The organism is Corynebacterium sp. MSK073 (assembly GCF_030232085.1).
Taxonomy (GTDB): domain Bacteria; phylum Actinomycetota; class Actinomycetes; order Mycobacteriales; family Mycobacteriaceae; genus Corynebacterium.
The window spans coordinates 31,767-55,053 of the sequence record NZ_JASPIY010000003.1; the positions used below are offsets into that span (position 1 = coordinate 31,767).

The 23,287-nt window shown below is 58.2% G+C and carries 25 protein-coding genes; 9 read left to right on the top strand and 16 right to left on the bottom strand.

The features are described from left to right. Position 1 precedes the first annotated feature (1 nt). Together accB and QP970_RS02615 are read right to left on the bottom strand one after the other, a co-directional pair. Entirely contained in the window at positions 2-553 is a 552-nt protein-coding gene (accB, locus tag QP970_RS02610) for an acetyl-CoA carboxylase biotin carboxyl carrier protein (RefSeq protein WP_284869528.1), read from the bottom strand. A gap of 2 nt (positions 554-555) precedes the next feature. Next, entirely contained in the window at positions 556-2,112 is a 1,557-nt protein-coding gene (locus QP970_RS02615; protein ID WP_284869530.1) for a hydroxymethylglutaryl-CoA lyase-like TIM-barrel protein, read from the bottom strand. 425 nt (positions 2,113-2,537) lie between these two features. Here QP970_RS02615 and QP970_RS02620 point away from each other — a divergent pair, with 425 nt between their 5' ends. Continuing rightward, positions 2,538-3,884, top strand: a complete 1,347-nt coding sequence (locus QP970_RS02620) for an MFS transporter (protein ID WP_284869531.1) — start codon at positions 2,538-2,540, stop codon at positions 3,882-3,884. 73 nt (positions 3,885-3,957) lie between these two features. Here QP970_RS02620 and QP970_RS02625 read toward each other — a convergent pair whose 3' ends face one another. Both QP970_RS02625 and QP970_RS02630 read right to left on the bottom strand, forming a co-directional pair. Beyond that, complete coding sequence (locus tag QP970_RS02625) at positions 3,958-4,599, bottom strand: 3-oxoacid CoA-transferase subunit B (RefSeq protein ID WP_005278126.1); 642 nt, start codon at positions 4,597-4,599, stop codon at positions 3,958-3,960. Further along, positions 4,599-5,342: a CoA transferase subunit A gene (locus QP970_RS02630; RefSeq protein ID WP_005278125.1), complete on the bottom strand. Its 744-nt coding sequence runs from the start codon at positions 5,340-5,342 to the stop codon at positions 4,599-4,601. Before QP970_RS02630 ends, QP970_RS02625 begins: the two co-directional genes overlap by 1 nt. 115 nt (positions 5,343-5,457) lie before the next feature. On the opposite strand from QP970_RS02630, the gene QP970_RS02635 reads away from it, so the two are divergent. Together QP970_RS02635 and QP970_RS02640 are read left to right on the top strand one after the other, a co-directional pair. Beyond that, positions 5,458-6,231 (top strand): IclR family transcriptional regulator domain-containing protein, encoded by a 774-nt coding sequence (locus QP970_RS02635; protein ID WP_284869532.1) that lies wholly within the window; start codon positions 5,458-5,460, stop codon positions 6,229-6,231. Between the two features lie 9 nt (positions 6,232-6,240). Next, entirely contained in the window at positions 6,241-7,458 is a 1,218-nt protein-coding gene (locus QP970_RS02640; RefSeq protein ID WP_284869533.1) for an acetyl-CoA C-acetyltransferase, read from the top strand. 47 nt (positions 7,459-7,505) lie between these two features. Here the strand turns inward: QP970_RS02640 and QP970_RS02645 are convergent, their stop codons facing one another. Next, positions 7,506-8,792: an acid phosphatase gene (locus QP970_RS02645; protein ID WP_502870059.1), complete on the bottom strand. Its 1,287-nt coding sequence runs from the start codon at positions 8,790-8,792 to the stop codon at positions 7,506-7,508. Positions 8,793-8,936: 144 nt separating this feature from the next. Next, the gene (locus tag QP970_RS02650) at positions 8,937-9,062 is read right to left on the bottom strand and encodes a hypothetical protein (protein ID WP_255342553.1); all 126 of its coding nucleotides are present in this window, start codon (positions 9,060-9,062) and stop codon (positions 8,937-8,939) included. A gap of 138 nt (positions 9,063-9,200) precedes the next feature. On the opposite strand from QP970_RS02650, the gene QP970_RS02655 reads away from it, so the two are divergent. Further along, on the top strand, positions 9,201-9,482 hold the full coding sequence (locus QP970_RS02655; RefSeq protein WP_023023385.1) for a hypothetical protein: 282 nt from the start codon (positions 9,201-9,203) through the stop codon (positions 9,480-9,482). Positions 9,483-9,549: 67 nt separating this feature from the next. Here the strand turns inward: QP970_RS02655 and dnaG are convergent, their stop codons facing one another. After that, the gene (dnaG, locus tag QP970_RS02660; RefSeq protein WP_284869535.1) at positions 9,550-11,469 is read right to left on the bottom strand and encodes a DNA primase; all 1,920 of its coding nucleotides are present in this window, start codon (positions 11,467-11,469) and stop codon (positions 9,550-9,552) included. A gap of 225 nt (positions 11,470-11,694) precedes the next feature. On the opposite strand from dnaG, the gene QP970_RS02665 reads away from it, so the two are divergent. Together QP970_RS02665 and QP970_RS02670 are read left to right on the top strand one after the other, a co-directional pair. Continuing rightward, positions 11,695-12,117, top strand: coding sequence for a guanyl-specific ribonuclease (locus tag QP970_RS02665; RefSeq protein ID WP_034659067.1), 423 nt, complete (start codon positions 11,695-11,697; stop codon positions 12,115-12,117). A gap of 2 nt (positions 12,118-12,119) precedes the next feature. Continuing rightward, on the top strand, positions 12,120-12,353 hold the full coding sequence (locus QP970_RS02670) for a hypothetical protein (protein ID WP_023023390.1): 234 nt from the start codon (positions 12,120-12,122) through the stop codon (positions 12,351-12,353). A 172-nt stretch (positions 12,354-12,525) separates the two neighbouring features. On the opposite strand, the gene QP970_RS02675 is transcribed toward QP970_RS02670, so the two are convergent. From QP970_RS02675 to QP970_RS02690, 5 genes are all read right to left on the bottom strand, one after another. Further along, positions 12,526-13,818, bottom strand: a complete 1,293-nt coding sequence (locus tag QP970_RS02675; protein ID WP_284869536.1) for a deoxyguanosinetriphosphate triphosphohydrolase — start codon at positions 13,816-13,818, stop codon at positions 12,526-12,528. Positions 13,819-13,868: 50 nt separating this feature from the next. Beyond that, the gene (locus QP970_RS02680; protein WP_023023394.1) at positions 13,869-15,632 is read right to left on the bottom strand and encodes a hypothetical protein; all 1,764 of its coding nucleotides are present in this window, start codon (positions 15,630-15,632) and stop codon (positions 13,869-13,871) included. Positions 15,633-15,635: 3 nt separating this feature from the next. Further along, positions 15,636-16,076 carry an ATP-binding cassette domain-containing protein gene (locus tag QP970_RS02685; RefSeq protein ID WP_284869537.1) on the bottom strand — a complete coding sequence of 147 codons (441 nt, stop codon included), beginning with the start codon at positions 16,074-16,076 and terminating at the stop codon, positions 15,636-15,638. Next, positions 15,998-16,270, bottom strand: coding sequence for an ABC transporter ATP-binding protein (locus QP970_RS11695; protein WP_350309406.1), 273 nt, complete (start codon positions 16,268-16,270; stop codon positions 15,998-16,000). The genes QP970_RS02685 and QP970_RS11695 overlap by 79 nt, the downstream gene beginning before the upstream one ends. Positions 16,271-16,414: 144 nt before the next feature. After that, entirely contained in the window at positions 16,415-16,990 is a 576-nt protein-coding gene (locus tag QP970_RS02690; RefSeq protein ID WP_284869539.1) for a YdcF family protein, read from the bottom strand. 71 nt (positions 16,991-17,061) lie between these two features. Between QP970_RS02690 and QP970_RS02695 the strand changes: the two genes are divergently transcribed. Continuing rightward, positions 17,062-19,080, top strand: a complete 2,019-nt coding sequence (locus QP970_RS02695; protein WP_284869540.1) for a TPM domain-containing protein — start codon at positions 17,062-17,064, stop codon at positions 19,078-19,080. 18 nt (positions 19,081-19,098) lie between these two features. Here the strand turns inward: QP970_RS02695 and QP970_RS02700 are convergent, their stop codons facing one another. The 3 genes from QP970_RS02700 to QP970_RS02710 are packed head-to-tail and all read right to left on the bottom strand — an operon-like array spanning position 19,099 to position 21,519. Next, entirely contained in the window at positions 19,099-19,626 is a 528-nt protein-coding gene (locus tag QP970_RS02700) for a hypothetical protein (protein WP_284869542.1), read from the bottom strand. Beyond that, entirely contained in the window at positions 19,626-20,135 is a 510-nt protein-coding gene (locus QP970_RS02705; RefSeq protein ID WP_284869544.1) for a hypothetical protein, read from the bottom strand. Before QP970_RS02705 ends, QP970_RS02700 begins: the two co-directional genes overlap by 1 nt. Before the next feature lie 4 nt (positions 20,136-20,139). Next, entirely contained in the window at positions 20,140-21,519 is a 1,380-nt protein-coding gene (locus QP970_RS02710; RefSeq protein ID WP_284853558.1) for a glycine--tRNA ligase, read from the bottom strand. A gap of 188 nt (positions 21,520-21,707) precedes the next feature. Here QP970_RS02710 and QP970_RS02715 point away from each other — a divergent pair, with 188 nt between their 5' ends. Then, positions 21,708-21,998 carry an ArsR/SmtB family transcription factor gene (locus QP970_RS02715; protein WP_005278104.1) on the top strand — a complete coding sequence of 97 codons (291 nt, stop codon included), beginning with the start codon at positions 21,708-21,710 and terminating at the stop codon, positions 21,996-21,998. Positions 21,999-22,066: 68 nt separating this feature from the next. Further along, the gene (locus tag QP970_RS02720) at positions 22,067-22,486 is read left to right on the top strand and encodes a Fur family transcriptional regulator (RefSeq protein WP_370657781.1); all 420 of its coding nucleotides are present in this window, start codon (positions 22,067-22,069) and stop codon (positions 22,484-22,486) included. 44 nt (positions 22,487-22,530) lie between these two features. On the opposite strand, the gene QP970_RS02725 is transcribed toward QP970_RS02720, so the two are convergent. Continuing rightward, complete coding sequence (locus QP970_RS02725; protein WP_284869545.1) at positions 22,531-23,283, bottom strand: isoprenyl transferase; 753 nt, start codon at positions 23,281-23,283, stop codon at positions 22,531-22,533. Positions 23,284-23,287 lie beyond the last annotated feature (4 nt).

A 23,287-nucleotide genomic window follows, 5' to 3' on the forward strand; every position in this document is an offset into this window, starting at 1 on the left:
ATTACTTCGGCTGGATGACCATGATGGGCTGGCCGTGCTCCACGGCATCCTCGTTATCTACAAGGATTTCCTTCACGGTGCCGGCAACCTTGGACTCGATGTTGTTCATCAGCTTCATGACCTCGACGATGCACAGCACCTGGCCAACCTCAACCTCGTCGCCAACCTTGACGAAGGGATCTGCACCCGGCTTCGGAGCGGCGTAGAAGGTACCGACCATAGGGGCCTTCACGGTCTCGCCCTCTGCGGACGGCTCACCGGAACCGGAGGCCTTTGGCTCTTCCTTCGGTGCTTCCTCCTGCGCCGGAGCAGGCTTGGACTCAGGTTCAGCGGCCGGAGCGGAAGCCGGTGCGGCCTCCTGTGCTGGTGCTGCTGCTGGAGCTGCGGCCGGAGCGGCTTCCGGAGCCGGTGCCGGGCGGTTCAGGCCACCTGGGGTGCGGGACACCGCGAGCTCGACGTCGCCGTACTTAATCTGCAGCTCTTGGATGTCATCAGAAAGGTTGGCCCACTTCAGCAGGGACTTCAGGTCGTGCAAGTTAGTGGAATCAGTCATGGTTACTTTTCTCCTTTGGTGAGGTTGATTTCCAAGTCGGAAGTCTTGAGGTGGAAGTCGGTGGTATCGGAAGAGTCGTAGATTTGCTGTACCAGGGAGGTAAGGACGCCACCCTTGACGCCTTCACCCTCGCCGCCGCGGCCTTCGGCCACAAAGCGCTTCATTTCATCGACCTGGCTGCCGGCGAACATCACGCGCAGCAACAAAGTGTCGATGTCCTCGTCCGGGTGAGCCTTCTTCAGATCCGGCAGGACCGGCTTAAGTTCTGGGATTTCCTCCGTGATTTCGGAGGATCCGTTGGCCATGATCTTCTCCAGCACGTCTGGGTCCAGCGGGGCGAGCGGCTCGCCGTAGTAGCCCAAGGCGTACTTCTTAATCTCGTTCGGGACCACGGAGTAACGGTCACCCGTCATCACGTTCATGACGGCCTGGGTACCCACGAACTGGGCAAACGGCGTAATCATGATGGGGTATGCGAGCTCTTCGCGCACGCGTGCAACCTCGTACAGCAACTCTTCGAAGCGGTCCCCCAACCCAGCGGTTTCCAGCTGGGATTCGAAGTTGGTAAGCATGCCGCCGGGTAGCTGGTGCATGTAGTGCAGGCCATCGAATGCGCGCGGAACGCCTACTGGCTTATCTTCCGTATCGGCGATTTCCTGAATGCGCTCGCTGGCGGAATCGATGCGCTCATCGTCAACGTCCACCGTGTACCCCAGCGCGCGAAGGTCGCGCACCACGGCCTGGGTGGCTGGCTGTCCCGGGCCATTGGCCAGCGGAGCGATGGAGGTGTGGATAGAATCCACGCCCAATTCCGCTGCGTAGAGGTAGGTCAGCGGGGACAGTCCGGTCAGCGAGTGGGTGTGTACCTCGAGCGGTACGTCACCGATGGAGCTGCGGATCGCCGGGATGAGGGTCTTCAAACGGTCCGGAGTAAGCAGGCCGCCGGCGTCCTTCAGCATGATGCGGTCCACATCGGTGCGCTCGAGCAGCTCCGTGGCCTTCCGCTTGTACAGGTCATCGGTGTGCACCGGGCTCAAGCAGTAGGACAATGCGCCGAAGGTTTCGGCTCCGAGTTCCTTGGCCAGCTTGAGGCCCTGGTCGATGTTGTCGATGTCATTCAACCCATCGAAGGAGCCGATCACACGGAAGCCATTGGCGTAGAGGTGCTCAGTCCAGTTCAAGATGGCATCATCCGGCAAGAAGTCGAAGGAAGCCAGGTTCTTGGAGCGAATCAGGGCGCGGAACTTAGTGCCCGGCGCGGCGTTCTCGTGCACGAGGCGAACGCGCTCCCACGGGTCTTCCTTGAGGTAGCGCACGGAGACGTCGAACTGGATGGGCGCTACCAAGTCCACGTGCTCGAAACCAGCGTTGGTGATGTCATCCAACAGCGAAAGGATGTGGCTCGTGGTCATGCGGGTGGCCCAGATGCTCTGGTGCGCATCACGCAGGGTGGTATCGATGATGTTGATCTTGCGCTCGCTATCGGCTGGGCGTCCGCCCGCGGCCATGATTTCGGCGAGGCCTTCTGTACTTAGTTCCTCGGGACTAAGAGCAGTCATAAATCCCTCCTTAGGGTGTGGCTCCGGAAAGACTCGGTTGGTTCACAGTGATGGTTCACTTTGGTGGTTCAAGACTCTTCGAAAACCTTCCGTGTCGTGGCTCACACGCTACACCACACCCAAATTTTCAGTGCTGGAATTCCGGTCAGAAATGACCTTTTCCTGCGAATTCCAAGCTCGTTACGGCAAAGATTTTACCCAAATACCCCTATCCGGGGTCACAGTGCGCACTACCGTTCACTTAGCGAACATGAAGTTTTTGCGGTCTCCTCCCCTAAAAAGTGGTGGAAGACATGCAGTTTCTAGTCAGTAACCAAATCTACCTAGCCGGTGCCGAGATTTTCGTGGTCTACATCGCGAACTAATCGAAGTGTGATGTGCGTAATATATTCCTCAATAATTCGGACCCATCCCTAGGAGGAACATTGACTTCTACCGCCCCGCCGAGCCCCACACCCACTTCGTCATCGGGCGCGACCAAAACGGACCGCAAATCCCTCGCAGCCAGCCTGACCGGCCAGGTCCTTGAATGGTACGAGTGGAGCTCCTACGCGGTCTTCGCCCCATTCATCGCCGCAGCGATGTTCGACAAGGGCGATACCGCCTCCGCGCTGCTTGCCACCTTCGGCGTCTTTGCCGTCGGCTTCTTGGTCCGCCCACTGGGTGGCATCATCTTTGGCCGCATCGCTGATCAGCGCGGCCGCAAGACCGTCTTGATGACCACCATCATCATGATGGCCAGCGCCTCCGTCCTCATCGGCTTGCTGCCCACCTACGAAACCATTGGCATCTGGGCTTCTGTCGGCCTGCTCCTTATCCGCGTGTTGCAGGGCTTTGCACACGGCGGTGAATCCGCAGCCGCCAATAGCTACATCCCCGAAATCGCCCCGAACGCCCACCGCGGCCGCTGGGGTTCCATGGTTTACGTCTCCATCTTCGGCGGCTCGGTCATCGCCTACGTCTTGGGTGGCGGCATTTCACTGGTCCTGACGGACGAGCAGATTGGCGCTTGGGGCTGGCGCATTCCGTTCCTCCTGGGTGCCGCGGCAGCGTTGGTTGCGTTGTACCTGCGCCGCCACATGAAGGAATCGGATCACTTCCAGGAAATCGATAGCGCCGAGCCCACCGTTGAGGCTCCGAAGCGCACCAAGAAGTCCGTGAACTCGGAAAAGCCGGCCTCTGTTGTCCGCCCGGCGTGGCAGAATATCTTGCTCGTCGTGGGTATGGTCTCCGGCGTTACGGCCTCGCACTACACGTGGACCTCCTATGTTTCCACCTACGCCATTAGCCACGAGGGGATGTCCACTCAGGGTGCTTATTGGGTCACCGTGGCCGCACAGACTGCGGGTCTCATCGCCCTCCCGCTGTGGGGCAGCCTGTCCGATAAGATCGGCCGCAAACCCGTCATTTATATCTGCGCCATCGGCCTAGCCATCCTGCAGATACCACTGATGAACTTCATCGATGACCGCCCCTGGACCCTGCTGGTGGCCTCGACCATCGGCGTGGTCATCGTTGCCGCCGGCGGCGCGCTGTTGTCCTCCATCATGTCCGAGGTCTTCCCCACCGCCCAGCGCACCCGCAGCATCGGCCTGGCCTACTCGCTGTCTGTCGCCGTCTTCGGCGGTACCGCACCGTATATCTACCAGTGGTTCGTGGCCCACGGCCTTACCTGGGCTTCTGGCTTCTACGTCGTCGCACTGTGCATCCTCACGCTTGTCAGCATGTACATTCTGCCTGAAACCAAGGGCGTGGACCTGCGCGATGTCTAATCCACCAGCGAAACACTAAATCGCCGCTTCCCAGTCTCTCCCGGGAAGCGGCGATTTTCACGTCCACAACTAATTAATCGAGCGCTACCTTAAAGGGTGCGTCCGTAACCTCGCGGATGGACTCCTCGGTTTCACCCTCGGCGACCTCGATAAGCGTCAGGCCCTCCAGCTCGTCCACGGTGAATACAGCGCGGTCGGTGATAATCAGATCCACACAGCGAGCGCCGGTCAGCGGCAGCTGGCACTCCGCCAGAATCTTGGAATCGCCGTGCTTGGATACGTGCTGCATCATCACTACGATGCGCTTGGCACCGTGCACCAAGTCCATCGCACCGCCCATGCCCTTGACCATCTTGCCGGGAATCATCCAATTGGCCAGGTCGCCGAACTGGGATACCTCCATGGCGCCGAGCACCGCGACGTCGATGGCGCGGGAGCGAATCATGGCAAAGGACTCGGACGAGGAGAAGAAGGATGCACCTGGGGCTTCGGTAATGGTTTCTTTACCGGCGTTGATGAGCTCCGGATCCACCTTGTCCTCTTCGGGATAGGCACCAACGCCCAAGATTCCGTTCTCAGAGTGCAGGACCACCTCGCGGCCCTCTGGCAGGTAGCCCGGGATGAGCGTCGGCATGCCGATGCCCAGGTTGACGTAGTCACCATTGTCCAGTTCTTGTGCGGCGCGTGCCGCCATTTCTTCGCGTGACCAGGTCATTACTTGCTCACCGTCCTGAATTCGATTCCGGTTTCTTGTTTGCCCACTTCCACTACGCGGTCCACGTAGATTCCGGGCACATCGACCTCTGCGGGAGGAACGGCTTCTACCAACTGTTCTGCTTGCACGATGGTGATATCGGCGGATTTGGCCGCATCGGGGTTGAAGTTCTGGGCGGTCTTATTAAAGGCAAGGTTGCCAAAGCGGTCCGCGCGGGCGGCATGGACGAAGGCGAAGTCCGGGGTAAGGGCTTCTTCCATGACGTAGAGCTCGCCGTTGAACTCGCGGGTTTCCTTCGGTGCGGAGGTCTCCGCGATGGTGCCGTCGGGATTGTAGCGGGTGGGGATATCGCCATCGGCAAGCGGCGTGCCCACGCCAGCCTTGGTGTAGAAGGCCGGAATGCCCGCACCACCGGCGCGCATACGCTCCGCCAGGGTGCCCTGCGGGGTAAATTCGACGGTAAGCTCGCCCTCAAGATACTGGCGCGCGTATTCCTTATTGGTTCCCAGGTAGGAACCGATGGAGCGGGCGATGCGGTGATCCTTGAGCAGCAGGCCCAGACCAAAATCGTCCGTACCAAGGTTATTGGAAATGATGGTGAGCTCGCTCGCGCCCTGGGAGCGCAGCGCAGCAATGAGTTGCGCCGGGATACCCACAAGGCCGAATCCGCCCACCGCGATGGAGGAACCGTCCGGGATATCCGCGACGGCCTCCTCTACTGAGGCTATGACTTTATTCAACATGGCCTTAGACTACGTGTGGTTCACAGACAGCACAAGGGTTCAGAATGCGAACGTTATCGGGTACACTAAAGAGACCTGGGCCACTTAACCCTGAAAATAGCTTGGAGGACACACCGTGGCAGACACCCCCGTAGTGCAATCTCTTGCCCGCGGACTCAACGTCATTCACTCGTTTAATGGCGAACGCCCGCGGCAGACACTGGCCCAGGTTGCCGAGTTCACAGGCTTAGCGCGCGCTACCGCACGCCGCTTTCTACACACGCTTGTCGCAGAAGGTTACGCCCGCACCGATGGCTCAGATTTTTGGCTCACCCCGCGCGTTTTGGAACTGGGCTATTCGTACCTATCAAGCTTGGGATTGCCGGATATTTCCCAGCCCCATTTGAGGGAGTTATCCACCAAACTCGATGAGTCCTGCTCCGTGAGCGTGCTCGACCGCGACACCGTGGTCTATATCGCCCGCGCCGCAGCGCACCGCATCATGTCCACCAATATCACCATCGGCACGCGCTTCCCGGCGCACGCCACGTCCATGGGCCAGGTGCTACTCGCTGATTTAACGCCGGCGGAGCTGGATGAGTATTTCGCCACCACCGCTCCGCTCGAGCAGGTCACCCCGCACACCTTGGTATCCCAGGACGCGCTGCGAGCCCGCCTCGGCGAGGTGCGGCGGCGCGGCTGGGTCATCGTGGATCAAGAGCTAGAAATCGGCCTGCGCTCCATCGCCGTTCCGATCCGAGATCGCACCGGGCGCGCTGTGGCGGCCATCAATATTTCCACCCAGACCTCCGTGTATTCCACCCAAGATCTCACCGCGCAGATCCTCCCAGAGCTCCTCAGTACGTGCGCGGCCATTTCCCACGATCTCACTACCACCGAAATTTCCTAAGGAGAATCCATGCATACTCAAGACGTCGTCCTGTGCTACCCCAAGCGCACCCCAGTCGGTCGCTACGGCGGCGCGCTGAAATCCGTCCCCGTCCAGGATCTGGCCAGCCTGGTGGTATCCACCATCGTGGAAGAATCCGGCATCGACCCGAACATCATCGATGACATCATCCTCGGTCAAGCCTCCCCCAACGGCGCTGCGCCTGCCTTGGGCCGCGTCGCCGCACTCGATGCCGGCCTGCCCGTCTCCGTGACCGGCATGCAGCTCGATCGCCGCTGCGGCTCCGGACTGCAAGCCATCGTCACCGCCGCCGCCCACGTCGCCACCGGCGCGGCCGAGGTGGTCATCGCAGGCGGCGCCGAATCCATGTCGCGCACCGAGTACACCGTGGACGGCGACATTCGCTGGGGTGCGAAGGGCGGAAACATGGTCTTTCGCGATCGCCTCCAGGAGGCCCGCGAAACCGCCGGTGGTAAAAACCACCCCATCCCCAGCGGCATGATCGAAACCGCCGAGAACCTCCGCCGCGAGCGTTCCCTGTCGCGCGAAGACCAAGATGAGCTTGCGGCGCGTTCCCACCACAACGCTGCCCGCGCGCAAGAGCAGGCGCTTTTCGATGCCGAAATCGTCCCTGTCTCCGTCCCCCAGCGCAAGGGGGATCCCATCATCGTGGACAAGGATGAACACGTGCGCGCTGATTCCAGCGTGGAAAAACTGTCCAAACTCCGCCCAGTGATGGGCAAGCAGGATGACGAGGCCACAGTGACCGCAGGTAACGCCTCCGGCCAGAACGACGGCGCCGCCGCCGTGCTCGTGACCACCCGTGAAAAGGCTGACGAGCTCGGTCTCGAACCGATGGTGGTCTTGAAGGGCTGGGCGCTTGCCGGCGTAGAACCAGAGCGCATGGGCATCGCACCAGTTGAGGCAACCCGCAAGGTCATGGACCGCCTCGATCTCACCTTCGATGACCTCGACCTCATCGAGCTCAATGAGGCCTTTGCCGCCCAAGCCCTCGCGGTACTAGATCAGTGGGGCATTTCCCCCGAAGATTCTCGCTTTAACCCCAATGGCTCCGGCATCTCGCTGGGCCACCCAGTGGGAGCGACCGGTGCCCGCATCGTGGTTACCGCCGCGCACCACCTGCGCCGCACCGGCGGCAAGCGCGCGCTGGTTACGATGTGCATCGGCGGCGGCCAGGGCCTTGCCGCCATAATCGAAACCGCCTAGTCCTCGCAATGAGGGCCTAGGCGGTATCGAGGGGGCGGGCGACCAAGCTAGCCTTGGACGCTCACGCTGCCATCTGCATTAACGTTTACTTGCGCCGCCATGGCACGGGCAACGTTAAGCCGCTGCCAGGAGCCGTCCTTGCCTTGCCAATCCAATGGATTGCCGGCAGGGCGTGCGGTCTGGCGTAGCACCTCGGCGCGCTGTTCCGGAGTCAGGTCCGGGTGGGAAGCGGCGAGCAGTACCGGGGCGGCCTGCGGCACAACCATCGGCGCGTCCGTCGGATTGCTTGGAGTGAAATCGTAATCCAAGAAATCCGTGTATTCGTCTACAGCATCTGCGGTGGACCGGTATTCTTTGCCATCGGCCTTATCCTGTGCGACGAGTTCTTCTACAGATTTGCCCGTACGCCACTGAATCTCTTCACGAATTTCCTGCGCAGCCTGCTGCAATGCATCGCGCATGCGGTCATCGTTCAAGCGATCCGCCGCCGCAGCTTGACCGGTCATGCGTCCGCCAATGACGTCCAATGGGTAGTGCACACCCAGTACGACGCGGTGGTTTCCTGCTTCGGCGCCGCGCAGCATTAGTTGCGGGCCTACCTCCGGAAGCATAGAAGCCATCAAAGTGGTGATCCACGTTGCCTGGTTAGTGTGCCCAGAAGGGAAAGCTGGCGAGGTGGAATAGAGATCCTTCGACTCGTCTTCGTAGCGGTTAATAGCATCGGGTGCCTGCACGAATGGGCGGTCATAACGGAAATAGTACTTTTCTGCGAAGGTGGAGCTAGCCAGCCCACCAGCACGGGCGGCGTAGCCATTGCCCAGCAGGTACTGAGTCTTTGGCAGTCGATGCTCTGCCAAGGCCTCGCGGAATGCGCCGCCTAGGCTCTCCCCCATGGAGTCAGAAATGGCCTCGAGCATCCCACCGGAGCTTGCCTTGGCATCGGATTGCGCACGGGCGATCAGCTCAGGGTCATCAGCAGCCGCATTGTTAATGGCCACTACCTTATCCATGTTTTCTTCAAGGACCTCAGGCTGGTGCTTAATCTGGTCAAACCCGCGGACAACCTGCCAATAGTTGCCAAATTGGTAGGACGAAATATCGGATTCAAAGCCTGCCAGGTAGTCCACACCAAAGGGCTGAGGAACCGGCGCGCCTGGGTGCTGCACTGGAGAGGGGCCGATACTGGATCCACTGCTAGATCCCTGTACCTGCGGCACCTTGGACGAAAGCTCACCCGCCTGCGCAGCGGGTGCAAAGGAAGCAACAGTGAAGCTGGCGGCCGCTCCGAGAGCAAGTACTCGACGCGAAACACCACGATTGAAAATACGGGTCATATAACGCAACTTTCAGCTAGAAGTGATTTCCTCTGCACACTAACCAGCTAACGTTAAGGAAATATGAACTGCGCGCTAACCTTTCTCAGCGCTTTTTTAAACAAATAGTTATATGACCGCTCAAGCTAATCGATGCCTCCCTGCCTACTCCACCCAGAACCGTGTTTCCTCGGACGGTTCGGCACCAGGCGCGGATAAGCCCGCCGTGGCGAGTGCGGCAAATGCCACCGCGGCGGCCATGGCCGAATCTCGCTGCTGATGAAGAATCATTAACTCAACCTAGCGCGAATGGGCGCCGATGAAAACAGGAAGGCACTTCCAGCGGGCAGTTTCGGCGCGAAACCGTACATACGCGGTAAGCTAGAGAGGAACTTTTGCTCGCATAGGATAAAGGGGAATTAGTCAATAATGATCCAATTCGTCTTCGGCGCCGCCGCAGGGTACGTATTTGGCACCAAAGCGGGCCGCAAGCGCTACCACCAAATGAAAAGCGCCTACCAAAAGACCGTCAACTCCCCCGCCACCAAATCCGCGGTGCGCTCCGCGCGCAAGATGGTAGCCAACCGCCTGGATCCCGAGCCACGCATGCGCGAAATCCACGACCTTTCCGAAAAGCGCCGTGGCAAAGGCAAGGCTCGCGGGAACCAGGCTCCACAGGCAGACCGGATTTATGAGCCCGATGAGGATTAAAACCTTTCCCCGTTAGCCCTTCCCCGTGCAGCACCTGAACTAGCGCTCGAGTGCCTGCCCGGGGATTTTATATACCTGGCGTTCCGCGAAAGGCGCGGTCATTTAGCTCGCGGCGGGCCTGCTCCAAGGCAATGAGGTCCGCGAACAGGGAGTTATAGCCGGCCTCATCATCGGTAGGCCGCATCCGGCCCAACTGGGCTTTCAGCTGTGCAATCTGATCGCCCACGACGGTTTCCTGCAGCCGCGAGAGCACGGAATCCGCATATTTTTCCGCGCCCACGTCCGTGGGCAGGATAGCCTCGACTGCCAGCTCGGAGACGAAATTCCTTCCCGTAAGATCCTGCATTTCCCCGGCAACGGCGGCAATCCAATCCACCCCGGACATAGTGGCGCCCTTGCCTGCCCCGCCCACGGCGGAAATCGCCTGCCGGACAATGCGGTAGGCGTCGTTGGTATAGGCATCGGCAGTAATGCCATCAAAGTACGAGCCAACGACCTCCGGCATCTGCAAGGCCAACTTTAGCGCCTCCCGCTGCGGCCAAAGATGGGTCTCCTTCGGGCTGGGCGGATGGATCATGGGCACATCCTGCTGCGCCGGCTGCGGCTGTGCATTATCAAAGCGGCGTATCGTCGGCTTATCCGCCTTCTTCGGTTTCTTCGCCTCCGCGCGCACTTGGCGGAGCACCTCTTCCGGATCGTTCCAGCCCACCCAGCCGGCAAGCCGGCGGGCGTACTCGCGCTGCAGGGGCTGGTCCCGGATTTGCGCGACGATGGGCACCGCCCGCCGCAAAGCCTGCAAGCGGCCTTCGGCAGTATCAATCCGGAAATCAGCAATAACTGACTGAATGACGAATTCAAACATGGGGATGCGGTCTGCCACCAGATCGCGCACCGCGGCATCGCCCTTTTCAAGGCGCAGATCGCACGGGTCCATGCCGTCTGGCGCCACAGAGACGAAGGATTGTCCGGTAAATTTCTGCTCCCCGTCAAAGGCACGCATCGCGGCCTTCTGTCCCGCTTCATCACCATCGAAGGTGTAGATGAGCTCGCCGTGGAAATAAGAATCATCCAGCATGAGCCGACGCAGCACCTGCAAGTGCTCCCCACCAAAGGCCGTACCGCACGAGGCCACGGCAGTTTTAATGCCTGCCGCGTACATGGCCATCACATCCGTATAGCCTTCCACCACCACGGCCTGGTGTCCTTCTGCAATATTGCGCTTGGCCAAATCCAGCCCAAAGAGCACCTTGGACTTGTGATAAAGCATGGTCTCGGGCGTATTCATGTACTTGCCCAGCTTGTCATCATCAAAGAGCTTGCGCGCACCAAAGCCAATGACGTTGCCGGAAAGATCCTTAATGGGCCACAGCAACCGGCGGTGAAAACGGTCAATGGGTCCGCGCTTGCCCATCTTGGAAATGCCGGCCGCCTCTAGTTCTTCAAAGGAAAAGCCCATGCGCAATAGGTGCTTTGTGGCGGTGTCCCAACCTTCTGGGGCGTACCCGCACTCGAAATCATAAATAACCTCGCGGCTAAACCCGCGGTCCAGCAAAAAATTGCGCGCCGTTGCCGCCTCTGGGGTTTCCAGCTGCTTCCGGTAGAACTCGTGCACCGCCTTATTCGCAGCGATTAGCCGCTGCCGAGTACCCGGCTTCTCATTGCGGGCACCGGTCGAGCCGCCCTGGTAATTAATGTGGTAGCCGATCTTCTGCGCTACGGCTTCCACGGCCTCCGGAAAAGAGACCTGTTCCATTTCCATTAGGAAGCTGAATACATCGCCGCCTTTACCGGTGGAAAAGCAGTGATAGTATCCCCGCTGCGGGCGGACGTGGAAGGACGGTGTCTTTTCATCCTTGAAAGGGCTCAAGCCCTTCAAAGAATCATGCCCTGCTGGTTTGAGCTGCACATATTCGCCCACGATTTCTTCTAAAGGCGCGCGTTCACGGATAGCTTGGATATCACTGTCCGGAATTCTGCCCTTTGCCATGGCTACAGACTACCCCGCCCATTTATCGAATGCTCAACCGCCAAAGCCAGGATGGTCGCATTAGGTTGTCCCGATCAACAAGTACACAGAATCACCGTGTTTTACCCACATGTGGGGCAGCCTTTCGCCAGGTATCCCCACCCCCGGGACGGGGCAATTTTGGATATTGCTCTTGACGCAGTGGACGTTTATGTTTTCGAGATATTTCCTGCAACAATAGGGAGCATGTCCAAGTCCAAAGCGTCTAAGAAATCGCTTCCAGTGGCCCTTGGTGGACTCGCCATCGTCGCAGGCGCTAGTTATTTCGGCTTCGACCTTGGCGGTGATGAGGATGCAACGTCGACGGATGAGACCTGCGCAATTTCTTCCCTTCCCAGCGAGGCCGAAGAAACTGCAGACGATATTCTGGCCGGCGGCCCTTATGACTACCCCGACAAAGACAATTCCCATTTTGGCAATTATGAAGGCGTCCTCCCCCAGCAGGCGCAGGACTATTACCGCGAGTACACGGTAGAAACCCCTGGCAGTAATCATCGCGGATCGAGGCGCATCGTCACCGGCGGTGGCACCGAAACCGACCCCGATGTGTGGTACTACACCGATGACCATTACCAAACATTCTGTTCTATCCCGGACGCAGAGGATTAATAGTGCACCGCATTTTAATTACGGAACCCATCCGTACCCGTACGGATTTCTTCAATGCCTTAGGACGCACCCATGGATGTGTGGATTGTGGCCCGCGCAGCCTAGAAGATCTAGCTAAATTCCTGCGCGAGAATGAAGTATCCACCATCGTGGCTGCCAACATGGAAATGGAATTGGATGACTTCGCGGCCATCGCCGCCGTTGTCCACGATGAAGGCGTTAGGCTCGCGCGCTAATAGCTAGTCCGCAGATACTGACATTCCGCGATGCTATAGGTCCACTGCAATAACTGAGCATTGCGCGCCCTCAAGTATCACTTTTCCGCCTCAAAAATAGCAGCGGAGGTTGCACTTTTAGAGAAAGACCGCGGCCAAGCCCCTCAAAAGGGCAACCAAGCCTGCAAAGCTATTAGTCCAAGAACCCCGAAAGGTCAGCGCTCCGGCGGGCCAGCCGCTCGAGGCGGGATTCGGTCATGGAGGCAATCTGATCAATGATGGCGCGGTCGCGAGCGGCGTCGGTATCGGCCTGCTCCCACCACAGGCGGAAGGTGGCATCGAGCGAACCGGGCGCACCGGCAACGAGGTAGTCGTAGACGCGGTAGATGCGCTCGCGCTGGCGGTCTTGGCGGGCTAGGTGCGCTGGCTCATCCATCACGTAAAGCACAGCAATCGTCTTTAAGAGCTTGACCTCTGCTTGTGCCAAGGGCGGAACGCGGAGTTCACCGTGCATGCGGCCGAGCGTACTGTCGCTGATGAGTTCGGCATTCGCCTCCGAGGTGGCACCGATGGTGGCGCCCACATAGCGTCCCACCAGCTCAGAGGTCATCTTTTTCAGCTTGGCATAATCGCGCAGGGTGTAGTCGAAATTACCAAGGGCGTTGATGACATCGAGGTTGCGCAGGCTATCGGCGGCTTCCAAGAGTTCATCGGCGGTTCCGCCAAAGGCCTCGGCGCCCTTTTCTGCAAGGTGGGCTAGCTCCACCAAATCCCACAACACGTTCAAGGAAATGCGCTGGGAGATGATGCCGTCTTCCACGTCGTGCACGGAATAAGCAATGTCATCGGACCAGTCCATGACCTGGGCCTCGATGCACTTTCGGTTATCGGTGTGGCCCTCGCGCAACCACGTTAAAAGGTCCGCGTCCTCATCATAAGCGCCGTATTTCCGGTTGATGGTGCCATCCGGATTGGTCTTGGTCCAAGGATATTTGCACGCGCCATCGAGCGCAGCGCGGGTGAGATTGAGGCCAAAGCTGTGGGCGGTGCCATCGGCGTCCTCGACGAGGACTTTGGGCTCTAAGCGGGTCAAGATGCGCAGCGTTTGCGCATTTCCCTCGAAACCGCCTTGCGCGACCTCATTGAGCGCATTTTCGCCGTTGTGACCATAGGGCGGGTGGCCAATATCGTGGGTGAGCCCGGCCATGTCACAGAGATCCGGATCGAGGCCGAGGCCGGCGCCGATGCCACGGGCAATCTGGCCAACCTCGAGCGAGTGGGTAAGCCGCGTGCGCGGGGTATCGCCATCGCGTGGGCCTACGACCTGGGTTTTATCCGCCAATCGCCGCAGCGCAGCCGAGTGCAAGACGCGGGCACGGTCGCGGGAGAATACCCCGCGGTGTTCTTCGATATCGCTAATCGTGGATCCCTTGGGCCGTTCTTCGGCCAGCCGGGCAAAATCAGCTGCAGCATAAGAATAAGACACGCTCTAAGTTTATTCTGTGAACTGGCCTTTTGGGGCAGCAACGTGGCTGCTTAGCTCTTTGTACCTTGCGGACCTTTCACGAAATTACCGCCGATCGAAGCCAAGCCGACGACCACAACTAAGAAAAAGATGAGCCCAATAGGAACAGCGGGGAAATGTAGCACAAGCTTTTGCGCAATATTGTAGTTCATGTACAGACTCAAAAGTCCGGCTGATCCTAGCGATAAAACTACTGCAAAGGCAGACGGCAGACAGTTAGCAAGTATCCTATTGCGGTGTGCTTCTGCGGCTGAAACTCCTTGCTGCCAAGCGATGGTAACGAAGCGGATGAGCCGACCTTGCTGTGCCAAGGCGAGTCCGAAAATGAGAACCGCTCCCCCAACAATCACATAAGCGAACAGAGGGATAAACTCGCTAGTACCTGTACCATTCGGACCGTAAAACAATGTCGAAGGTAAGTTCTCGGCCCATTGATTAGCGCCTATAACGTGCAATGCCCCGAAATCCCGCAGCTCTACTTCCTTCGAGAATACAGCTACAGAGTAGGCTGCACCTTCTTCTTCGGCCCTTTCCCACGCAGGATCCTCCCGAGAATTAAAGGTTTGATCCCATGGCCGCATCCAAGTCTGATCAAACGGCGATCTAGGTTCCCGCTCGGTTACCGTTGGGTTTCTCACCAACGAGCCGACCGTTCCTTCCCGATCTTCCACTAAAGCAAAGACCGCGCCTTCTTCTGGGGTGGAAGGCTGAAGTCCGTTTGGGCCCTCGACAGCAGGCACCCAGCTAAGAACACCTAAGCAGTCTTCCGAGTGGGTCCGGCAAGCATTCTCAGCGTTAACCGAGCTAGAAGTGTCGCCTTCCTCCGGCGTCGCGACGTACACATCCTTAGCGTTGTCTGCTAATGCTTCTCTAGCGGAGAAAAGTGCAGAATCATTCGCAATAAAAAGAATGATTGGAAACATGACAAAGATACAAGAAACCCGCAATACGGTAGTAGCAATAAAGGACCGTGTGTACCGGACTCCCAAAAGCAGAGGACTCCATCTCCTGAGCTTAAGGGCAAAAAATTCGACAAGATAGAGGACAACAGCGTAAATAAATACAGAAGCCGCACTCACCAAAAACGGAACGCAATATACAAAGATCAATGGCCACCTACTTGCAGGTGTCGCCTGAGGAATTAATCCAAGTCCTCCAAGTAGCACGGCAAAAGCCACTATACCCAGCGGATAGCGAAGAAGCTGTGCAGCTCGTGGGCTTCGTGGTATTGAATCCCTACTCGTCGGGCCCCGACTCAAATTCTCCAAAACCTTCGTTTCCTGTTGAAAGGGAACAAAGCTCAGGACTGTGAGTATGCACCACGAAATTGGCGCAATTAGCAACGGTGAAGGAAGTCCTTTGGGAAGCTCAACGCCAAAGCCCGAATACAAAAAGAGAAAGATTGGTTTCATCAACACGGGAACAAGAAAAGCGCTGATAATAGCAAAGCACGCATACGCCGTAAGTAATTCGAGAAATAATTCTCGCCGAATTCGCTTTAGCGACAGTCCAAATAGACGAAGAGCTTCATAGTGGTGGCGCCTCCCTTCCACCACATGCCTTATGCAGTATTTGAGAGCTAGGGCAAAGGGAACAGTGGAGATAATAGCTGAATACATCAGCCCCATTGACATAGATTCAGCTACCTCTTCCGCAGCTATAGTCGAGATCAACAGGCTCACGAAGAACATAAGTACAAGCGCCGTTGTGAGCAATGGAATACTTTCCGCGAAAGTGTCTTTGCGTATCCTAGATTCGACCGCGCGAAAGTTCATTAGTTAACCCCCGATTTCCAAGACCTGATCAGTAAATTTCTCTAATCGGTCGTCATGGGACACGACCAATGCGATTGTCCGGTTTTCTTTTACATAGTTATGCAAATAGCGCAATACTGAGTACGCATTTTTCTCATCTAACGCGCTTGTTGGCTCATCTGCGAGAATTAGTCGAGGCCCTTTGGAAATCGCCGTGGCTATGGCTGCACGTTGACGTTGCCCGCCCGAAAGCTCGTGTGGAAGTGAGTCAGCATATTCACTCATGCTAAATTGAGCCAACAGCGAACGATTGTCTTCCTGCGTTGTAGAAGTCCCACTTAGCTCTCGAGCGAAGGATAGGTTTTCGTCGATCGTCAGACAGGGGACTATGCCGGAATCTTGAAAGACAATTCCCATTGACTTCGCTCGAAGCCTATCTCTGTCCTTTTCAGAAGAGCTCCACAATTGTTTCCGAAGATGTTAACTGTTCCCGATGTGGGTTTTTGGAGGCCACAAACCACACGGAGCAGTGTAGTTTTACCAGACCCAGAGGCTCCACGAATCCAGGTGAGGGTACCTGGCTCATGCACGGAATTGATGGAAAATAACGGTCTACTTTTCCTGCTTAACTGTACCACTAGGTCTTCTAGTTGCAGCATGTTCTCCACGTGAATCTCCGAAGCATTTCAAAATGTGCGAGGATAGCTTTTCATGATGACCCGATAACCACATCAATAAACAAGATCCCCTATTTAAAAACTATCATCAGCCTATAAAATAGCATATGAAAATCACTTTTATATTTAAGGAGTCCTTTCTTTATTTTGCATCGTTTCGTGCCGCAGCTTCTGATTCGGCCGCAGCATCAGTTCAATGCGGTACAGGCGCCTTTTCCAGGCACGCGCGCACCGGGGAGAAACGATGCTGGCGAGCCCAATATAAAACAGCCCGCCGGATTCGTGCGCGAGGTAGCGCCACCAGGGCTTGGAAAAGCGCCGGGCGGGATAATAGGGCGTGCCCGAGACCGAGGCATTGAGCCCTTCTTGCTTGGCGATGACCCACGTGCGCAACCTGTGCAAGGGATCGGTGACGATGATGGCATCGGCAAGGCCGTGGGCATCGATAACCGCAGCTAAGGACTCACGCGTATCGAGGCCTTCCTCCACGGCGGATACCTGCAGCCCAGGGAAGTTCTCGCGCAGGTAATCGCGCGCGACCCCGGCCTCGGTAAATCGATCCCCGGGCAGCTGGCCGCCGACGGTTATAACGGGCAGGCCGCGGGAGGTGGCCAGCTCCCCGGCATGGCGCAGACGCCCGGCTAGGATGCGGGAGGGGCGGCCATCGTATTGCGCGGTGCCTAAAACAACGACGTATTTCACAATACTTCCCACCCTACTGCCTGCAGAGGAGGTTCTCCGGATTGGGCGTTCGGGCAGGTAGAGTTGTGGGCATGAATCTTAGTGCACGAATCGGCCGCGCTACCATCGCGGCATTTTTGCTCGGCTGCACCTCCATTGGCGCAGGCCAGGCCCTAGCCGCGGAGACCACTACCATCGCCCAAGCCCCGGATACGGCAGCGGTGACGGATAGGGTAAACGATAAGGCAGGGGTCTTAAGCACCGAGGAAATTAGGGAGATCAATGAGAAGATCACCCAGCTACAAAAAGACCAGTCGCTCATCATCTTCGTTGTCTTCGCAAACGATCTTGGCACTGATCCAGAAAGCTATGCACGCAACATCGTCAACGAGAAGGGCCCGAATTCCGCGGCCTATGTCGTTGGCGTGAACGAGCGCCAGGTGGGCGTGCAGACCGGCGATCAATGGCCCGAGGGCCGCCTGGATCAGATGTACGATGCCGCCTATAGCAAGCTCTCCAATGAGGAATACGGCGCTTCTGCGATCGCGCTTGCCGATGCTGCCCTTGGTAACTCCAGCTCCTCCGATTCTTCTGGCATGGCCTGGTTGGGCGGTGGCGCCGCCGCCATCGTCGCTGCAGGAGGTGGCGTCTGGTATTACTCGCGCCGCAATACAAAAAAGAGTAAGGCAAAGACTTTAGAGTCTGCCCGCGAGATTGCGCCAGAAGATACCGATCAATTAAACCGGCTGCCGCTAGATACCTTGGATAAATTGGCCCAGGAAGAGTTGGTTTCCACGGATGAATCCATCCGCCGCGGCAAGGAAGAGCTCAATATCGCCCTGTCTGAATTCGGGCCGGAGCGCACCCGCCCGTTTACCAAGGCGATGAATCATTCCACCTCTACCCTGCAAAAGGCCTTCAAGATTCGCCAGCGCCTCGATGATGCGGTACCAGAATCCCAGGCCGAGCGCCGGCAAATGCTGGTAGAAATAGTCTCCACCTGCGGCCAAGCCGATGACGCACTGGATAGCCAGGCAGAAGAGTTTGCCCGGATGCGAGACCTGCTGCTGCAAAGCGACTCTAAGTTGGACGAGCTCACCCAGCGCACCGTCGGGCTGCGCACTCGCCTGCCGGGCGCCGAAGGTACCCTGAAAAAGCTCCAAGAGGACTACTCCGCAGAGGTCTTATCCTCCATTGCGGATAACCCAGAATTGGCTAGCGCCTCCCTCGATGAGGCGGAAAAGCTCCTGGACCAAGCCCGCGAGGTGCAGGGCCAACCCGCCGGCCAACAGGGGTCGCTCGTGGGGCTGATCCGCGATATTGAGCACGCCACGGAGGTCACCGATAGGCTCCTTACTAGTGTGGAGCACGCCGAGGAGAATATTTCCTCCGCGCGCCGCAATTTGGGCACGCTCATCACCGAGGTTGAGGGTGAAATCGAGGAAGCCCGAGAACTGGAGCGCCAAGGCAAATCTCAGGGAACCCAGGCGGATTGGGAGGCCCTCGAGGGGCTGCTTGAGCGCGCTTCTGCCGCGGTCACTGATGCCAAGCAACAGGGCGATACGGATCCCTTGGGCCAGCACACCGCCCTTATGAGCATCGATACCGAGCTTGATGAGGGCCTCGACCGCGTGCGGGAAAAGACCTCCACCCACGCGCGCCAGCTCGAGCTTTTCCACCAGCAAATGTCGGTGGCGGAATCCAATATTCAGGCCGCCGAGGATCTCATTTCCTCGCGCGGGCGCATCGTCGGTTCCGGCGCCCGCACCGCGCTTGCCGATGCCAAGCGTCTCCACGCCCAAGCCCTGCACACCCAGCGCAGCGATATCCGCGGCGCACTGCAATCCTCCCGCGAGGCCGTGGCCGCAGCACAGACCGCCCTGCAACGGGCCAAGGATGATTCCGATGAATACCGCCGCCAGCAACAACGCCAGCAAACGAGTTCTGCGGTCGGCAATATCATCACCGGTATGGTCTTAGGCCAAATCTTGGGCGGCGGTGGCCGCGGCTTCGGCGGTGGTTTCAGCGGAGGCGGCGGCAGCTTCGGTGGCGGCGGAGGAGGATTCTCCGGCGGCGGTGGCGGAGGCGGTTTCCGCGGCGGCTCCTTCTAAGGCCTGCTTTGTTGGCGCTTAGCCGCGCACGATGCGCGGTGCGGCATCAACAAGCAGGCAGCTATAGCTCAGCACTACCGCATCCACGTCCGGAAGGCCATTGTTATCAGCGGCCGCTACTTCTAGGCCATTGCCCCGCGGGTTAAGGCGCGCAACCTCGCAGCCCTCCGTGCTACCATCTTCGGCAAGGGCCACGATGCGGCGCTGCTTGCCAAAGATGGCGGAGCGCTCCAAAAGGTAGTGGGTGTCTCCGCAGGTCGCGCGCAGGCGCGTGACGGTCAATCCCGCCTGCGAAACTTCATAATGTTTCGCAGCTCCGGAACCCGCGCTGCGGCTGGCACGCGGCCGAGCCCGCAGGAAAAAACGCGGGGAGGCGGTTGCACCGTCTAGCGAGGTCTCTACGTCAAAAAGCACATCCGGCTGTGTGGGATCCTCAGAGAGCGCGCCGGCAATGGTCAGTACCCCGTCTCGCACCCAGGCGATGTCGGTGCCGCGTACGTCGCGCAGAGTAGCACCATTCCACTGCCACGGCATCGTTCCCGCCATTAGAAAATGAACACCGCCAACACGGCAACGATGGAGGCCAATACCAGCATGATGATCCATACCCACGCGGAGTTTTTGGTGTTCTTTTCCAAAATCGCGCGGGTAAACCAGCTCAGACCGGCGATCTCGGCGGTGCTTAAGCCTTTCGCATCGTCTTCGAATTCCAAGATGGCCTTGCGCACGCCAGAATTCTTGGCGGAAAACTGCGCCACCTTGTTGTCATCGACATCATCGATGATCCAATCGCCGCTATTTTCATTGACGTAATGAAAGGTGCGGCCATTGAGCGAGGCTTCAAGGCGCTTATCGCGGCCGAGGCGGCCGGCGAGGCGGTAGACGGAGCCATCGTCAAGCGTGGCCGAAGCGCCCAGATCGCTGACCTCGACGCGCCAAAAATTGCCGTCTACCTCGGCGGAATGCTCCGCAAAGACGCCTAGGCGCTCCGGCCCCTCCTCAACGAGGAGGACGGGCTTTTCGCGGTCGGAGCGATCCCAGCTGGTGTAGTGCATCTGCTTAGCATCCAATCAAGCGCGCGGAGAGGTAGGACTCAAGATCCTCAATCTTTACGCGCTCTTGCTCCATGGTGTCGCGCTCACGGACGGTCACGGCGTTATCCTCGAGCGAATCGAAGTCGAAGGTGACGCAGAATGGCGTACCGACCTCGTCCTGGCGGCGGTAGCGGCGGCCGATGGCACCGGAGACGTCAAAGTCCACGTTCCAGTAAGCGCGCAGCTTATCCGCCAGCTCGCGGGCCGGGGTGGAAAGCTCCTCCTTCTTGGACAACGGCAGGACGGCGACCTTGATGGGCGCCAAGCGGCGGTCCAAGCGCAGAACCACGCGCTTGTCGGTGCCGCCCTTAGCGTTCGGTGCCTCTTCCTCGTCGTAGGCATCTACCAGGAAGGCCATCATGGAGCGGCCCAGGCCGGCGGCCGGCTCGATGACGTACGGGATCCAGCGCTCATCATTGGCCTGGTCATAGTAGGACAGGTCCTCGCCAGAGCCCTTGTCGTGGACGGAGAGGTCATAGTCGGTGCGGTTGGCCACACCTTCCAGCTCGCCCCACTTGGAGCCCTTGAAGCCGAAGGCGTACTCCACATCCACGGTGCGCTTGGAGTAGTGCGACAGCTTTTCCTTGGGGTGCTCGTACAGGCGCAGGTTTTCTTCCTTGATGCCCAGGTCGGTGTACCACTTGTAGCGGTCGTCGATCCAGTACTGGTGCCACTCTTCGTCCTCGCCCGGCTTGACGAAGAACTCCATCTCCATCTGCTCGAACTCGCGGGTGCGGAAGATGAAGTTACCCGGGGTGATCTCGTTGCGGAAGGACTTACCAATATTGGCAATGCCAAATGGCGGCTTCATGCGCGAGGAGGTCATCACATTCTTGAAGTTGATGAAAATGCCCTGTGCGGTCTCCGGGCGCAGGTAGTGCAGACCTTGCTCGTCATCGACTGGCCCCAGGAAGGTCTTCAGCAGGCCAGAAAAGGCCTTCGGCTCGGTCCAGTCACCTGGCTGGCCGGTTTCCGGATCGTTGATATCCGCTAGGCCGTTTTCTGGCTCGTGGCCGTGCTTTTCCTCGTAGGCCTCGAGCAAGTGGTCGGCGCGGTAGCGCTTACCGGTATGGCGCGATTCCACCAGGGGATCAGTAAAGACTTCCACGTGGCCGGAGGAGACCCACACCTGGCGCGGTTGGATGACGGAGGTATCCACGCCCACGACATCGGGGCGGGATTGGACCATGTGGCGCCACCACTGGCGCTTGATGTTTTCCTTCAACTCCACACCAAGAGGACCATAGTCCCAAGCGGAGCGGGAACCGCCGTAAATCTCACCCGCCTGGTAGACCAAGCCGCGGCGTTTACACAGATTAACAACGGTATCGATAAGGGATGCCATGGTTGTAAAGGACTCCTCTGGTAGGGGACAGTCGTGACAATCTCATTCAGTTTAACCCTTATCGCCCATCCGTAGTGTGATCAGGGGGTACAAATTTAAATCGGTTAATGTACAGGTAATGACCAACTTGAGGTAATATAGTAGTGGTCGACAGATAATAGATACCGTATTGAAGGTGCCCACTCCCTATGACGACCGTTCAATTAGCATTTAATAACTCTGCGGCCGCAAGCGTTATCGCGGCCCTCGATTCCCCGCTGCGCATTTCCATTATTACCCGCCTAGCGGAGCGCGACCATTACGTACACGAGCTGGTAAAAGCCACCGGCAAGTCTCAGCCACTGATTAGCCAGCACCTGCGAGTACTTAAGCAGGCAGGGATTGTCAGCTCTGAGCGCAATGGGCGTGAGGTGACCTACTCTCTGGTCGCACCGGAGGTTTTAACCCTTTTGGAAGACGCCGCGAAAATCGCCTCTTAATAACAGGTCTGCATATAAAGACGATTTATTATAGCGCTTGTTGAAAAAGAGTTGATAATATGAATGTCATGTCCATTCATGAGAGTATCCCCAAGCTCGGCTCACGCAACACTAAACAGCGCACCGCGGTGGTCGAGGTCCTGCGGGACATCGACAAATTCGCCTCCGCCAAGGAAATTTATCACCAGCTCCAAGAGCGACAAGAAAAAGTCGGTCTCACTACCGTCTACCGCACCCTACAGTCTCTGTCCGATATTGATGCCGTAGATGCGCTACACATGCCCAATGGCGAGACCCTGTACCGCCATTGCGAAACCGATGCGCACCACCACCACTTGGTATGCACCAAATGCGGCCGCACCGAAGAAATCGATGGTGGCCCCATTGAAAAGTGGGCTTCGGCCGTAGCCACCGAGTACAACTTCGAGCTTACCGGCCACGACGCAGAGATATTCGGCGTCTGTTCGCAGTGCGCGGCCGCACAGTAGCCAGCGAACGGTAGTCTCGCGCGCCTTCCTTAGCTGCTACTTCCCTACTTCACAGCACCGAAGCGGCGATCTCGGCGGGCATATTCCTCAATGGCGGCGAAGAGATCCTCTGGGGTGAAATCAGGAAATAGCTTGTCCTGATAAATCATCTCGGCGTAGGCGGACTGCCACAGCAGGAAGTTCGAGGTGCGCTTCTCCCCGGAAGGCCGCAAGAATAGGTCCACGTCCGGCATGCCGGGATCATAGAGATGCTCTGCGATGGTGCTTTCTTTAATATCGCGCGGGCGGATCTCACCAGCAGCGACCTTTTCCGCAATCTGGCGCACGCCATCGACCATTTCCGCCCGGCCGCCGTAATTCACGCACATGGCCAACGTCATTTTCGTATTATTCTTGGTCAATTCTTCGGCGGCCTCAAGCTCTTTAATCACTGAGCGCCACAGGCGCGGGCGCCTTCCTACCCACACCACGCGCACGCCGCGCTCATTGAGCCACTCTCGCTGCCGGCGCAGCACGTCGCGGTTAAAGCCCATCAAAAAGCGCACCTCTTCTGGGCTGCGCCGCCAATTTTCAGTAGAAAACGCATAGGCCGAAAGGTACGGGACACCGGCGGCGAGGCAAGCATCGACGACATCGAGAAGCACCGCCTCTCCCCTGCGGTGGCCCTCCGTGCGTTTCATGCCCTTTTCCTGGGCCCAGCGGCCATTGCCGTCCATCACCAACGCAATATGGCGCGGCAGCAGCTCTTCCGGGATATTCGGCGGGGTCAGGCGGCGAGAAGGATCTGGGGTAATCACGGAC